At 70.2% G+C, this 3,325-nt stretch carries 3 protein-coding genes; 2 read left to right on the top strand and 1 reads right to left on the bottom strand.

The genetic code is table 11. From position 1 onward, the window contains the following. Positions 1-305: 305 nt before the first annotated feature. Positions 306-929 (bottom strand): AMIN-like domain-containing (lipo)protein, encoded by a 624-nt coding sequence (locus QH283_RS02920; protein ID WP_280501473.1) that lies wholly within the window; start codon positions 927-929, stop codon positions 306-308. 73 nt (positions 930-1,002) lie between these two features. On the opposite strand from QH283_RS02920, the gene QH283_RS02915 reads away from it, so the two are divergent. Further along, on the top strand, positions 1,003-2,154 hold the full coding sequence (locus QH283_RS02915) for a class I SAM-dependent methyltransferase (RefSeq protein ID WP_280501472.1): 1,152 nt from the start codon (positions 1,003-1,005) through the stop codon (positions 2,152-2,154). A 147-nt stretch (positions 2,155-2,301) separates the two neighbouring features. Beyond that, entirely contained in the window at positions 2,302-3,183 is an 882-nt protein-coding gene (locus QH283_RS02910) for a Bax inhibitor-1/YccA family protein (RefSeq protein WP_280501474.1), read from the top strand. The last annotated feature ends 142 nt before the right edge of the window (positions 3,184-3,325 follow it).

Genomic DNA, 3,325 nt, shown 5'->3' with positions numbered 1-3,325 from the left:
CCTCGGAGGGGTCGGCGTCGGCCGTGCCGGCGATCTGGTTGGAGCACGCTCCGACGAGCACCAACCCGCTCACGGTTGCCACTCCCGTCGCGACCAAACCCGCGCGTTCGAGTCGTCGCATGTCGATTCCGCCCTTCTGTGCTGTCCACCCCCGTCAGGGATCCGGTGCGGCGCCGGACCTTCCGAAAGTACTCGTAGTGGGTCCAGTCGGCAGCATCGCCGAAAGGAACCGATCGTCAACCGATATCGAATCCGGCGCGGGAAGTGTGTACAGCGCCGCCCCGGTCACGCCTCAGGAGGTGATCTCAGGAGGTGACGATGTCGACGACCAGACGCGTCGGATTGCTCAACGCCTGGACGGAGAAGGCGGCCTGCGATCCGGCGACGCCGATGAACGACTGGGTGACACCCTCGAACACCAGTGGCATGGAGACCCCGGTGATGCCGGGGACCGAGGGATCGGTGGCCGGATCGGGTCCCGAGTAGGGGGTCACGCCGGAATCGAAGGGATAGGCCGACCCGGTGATGCGCACCTCGAGCACGGATTCACCCGCGATGTCGAGTTCGCGGCCGCTGCCGTCCTGGACCGCGCGATCCGTCCAGCGCACGATCCAGCCGGGGGTGCCCGCACCGCCGAGGTCGTAGACGACCCGGTCGAAGCCGTCGTGGCGGCCGATGCGGATGCCCGTCACGGTCAGGCCCGCCTCGGGGGAGGCGTCCGCGCTCTTGGGCGCGGCGTCCGACGGCGGTGGGGCGGGCGCCTCCAGCAGCGGGGCCGGGCCGGTCGCCGTGGCGCTGTGCGCCGTGCTCGGCGAGGTCACCGGTTCCGCGCCGGGCCGGGCGTCGTCGCAACCGGTCAGCACCCCGCATGCCAGGGTGGCCGCCGCCACCGCCACCGCCGCCGCCGGCGCAGCCGTCTTGTTACGCATGGGGCCGATGGTAGTGCGCTCACCAGCGGGGGCGGTCGATATCGCGGGGCAACGATCGAGCACACTTGACGCCGTGCACGATGCCGACGACGTTCTCGCTCGCCTGCGACGTCATCCGGACGTGGAGGCGCCCAACCTCTTTGCCGTCGACGCCGCCGACCGGCTGATCCTCGACGCCGCCGCCGAGTTCGTCGACGACGCGACCGACGGGCGTGTCGCGGTCGTCGGCGACGCCTACGGCGCGTTGACCCTCGGCCTCGCCGCCCGCCACGACCTGCGCCGGGTGCGCGTGCACCAGGATCTGCTCACCGGTGAACTCGCGTTGGCGGGCAACGCCCGCACGCTCGGGCTGTCGGATCGCTACACCCCGCACCCGCTGTCGGCCGAACTGCTCGACGGTGTGCGACTGGTGCTCATGCGGCTGCCGCGCGCGCTGTCCGGCCTGGCCGAGATCGCCGAGGCCGTCGCCCGCCACGCCGACCCCGGGGTGGTGGTGATCGCGGGCGGTCGCGACAAGTACCTCACCAAGACCATGAACGACGTGCTCGCCCAGCACTTCGGCGAGGTCACCGCGAGCCGCGGCAGGCAGAAGTCGCGCACGCTGACCGTGCGCGGTCCGAAACCGGTCGGCGAGCCGGCCTTCCCGATCCGGGAGCGGCTGGCCGAACTGGACATCGAGGTGGTCGCGCACGGCGCCGCCTTCTCCGGCGCCCGCCTCGACATCGGCACCCGGTTCCTGCTCGACCACCTCAAGCTGATGAAGCCCGATGCCCGCGAGGCCATCGACCTGGGCTGCGGCACCGGCATCCTGGCGGTGGCGCTGGCGCGCTCGCGGCCGGCCATCCGGGTGGTCGGGACCGACCAGTCCGCCGCCGCGGTCGCCTCCGCCGCCGCCACCGCCGAGGTCAACGGCGTGGCCGAGCGGGTGCGCGTGCTGCGCGACGACGCGATGTCCTCGCTGCCGGACAACAGCGCCGATCTGGTGATGTGCAATCCGCCCTTTCACGTCGGCGCGGCGGTGCACACCGGATCGGCGATCAAGATGTTCTGTGAAACGGGTCGCGTTCTCCGTCCCGGAGGAGAATTGTGGACCGTGTACAACACCCATCTGAATTACCGCGGTGTGGTGGAGCGGATGGTCGGTCACACCGATGTGGTCGGTCGCAACAAGAAGTTCACCGTCACCCGGTCGGTGCGTGGGCTGCACGACGCACGGCCCCGGTAGAGTCCGAATTGTCTGCCTCGTGGGTTCTGCCGGAACTCTCCGGTGGAGCCGTACGTTGAACCAGGCAAGTTGGTGAACAAGGCAACCATGGAGATCGAGCGTCAGCTCGACACGACCAGTCGCAACGACTCCAGAAAGGCACTCACGGTGCGCACATCGAGCAATCCGATATTCAAGAACCTCCCGAAGCAACAGCCGGCGGGCGGTTACGCCGACTTCGGTTCGGGTGTGGCGGGTGCCGGTCAGTTCGGACAGCAGTTCGGCAACCAGTACGGCCAGTACACCGACCAGTACGGCCGCCCGGTCCAGCCGTACCAGCAGGCCCCGGCCACCCGGTCGATGACCATCGACGACGTGGTCACCAAGACCGGCATCACCCTCGGCGTGGTGACGCTGTTCGCGATCGTGTCGTTCGCGATCATGTCGGTCGCCCCCGGCCTGGGGACGCTGCTCGTCATCGGCGGCGCGCTGGTCGGCCTGGTGCTCGTGCTCGTCGCGAGCTTCGGCAACAAGATGGACAACCCGGCCATCGTGTTGTCCTACGCCGCGGCCGAAGGCCTGTTCCTCGGCGGCCTGTCGTTCATGTTCACCAATGTCGAATTCGGCGGCGTCGGCGGCAACCAGCTGATCGCCCAGGCCGTGCTCGGCACCTTCGGTGTCTTCGCCGGCATGCTGGTGGTCTACAAGACCGGCGCCATCCGGGTCACCCCGCGCTTCACCCGCATGCTCATCGGCGCCACCATCGGCGTGGCCGTGCTGATGCTGGGCAACCTCGTCGCCAGCTTCTTCACCGCCGACGGCACCGGCCTCGGCCTGCGTGACGGCAGCGGCCTGGCCATCGTGTTCAGCCTGGTCTGCATCGCGATCGCCGCGTTCAGCTTCCTGATCGACTTCGACGCCGCCGACCAGCTCATCCGAGCGGGCGCGCCGTCCAAGGCGGCTTGGGGCGTGGCGCTCGGCCTGACCGTCACCCTGGTCTGGCTGTACATCGAGATCCTGCGCCTGCTGACCTACCTCAACAGCGACTAGTCCGCGGCCGGGCCCGGCGCCTGCGCGCAGTCGGGTCACCCGAGCATCGGAAAGGGGGGGGGGCGGCCGCGGCAGCGGGGGGGGCGCGCGGCGGTGGGGGCGCGCGGGCGGGCGGGCCGCGGGGGGCGGGGCGGCGGCGGGG

This window comes from Nocardia farcinica (assembly GCF_029867845.1).
GTDB lineage: Bacteria > Actinomycetota > Actinomycetes > Mycobacteriales > Mycobacteriaceae > Nocardia > Nocardia farcinica_A.
This window is presented reverse-complemented; position numbering and strand designations above follow the sequence as displayed.

Excerpts from the sequence above, each read along its gene's own strand:
- QH283_RS02920 (WP_280501473.1), bottom strand. The coding sequence starts at position 929 with ATGCGTAACAAGACGGCTGCGCCGGCGGCGGCGGTGGCGGTGGCGGCG.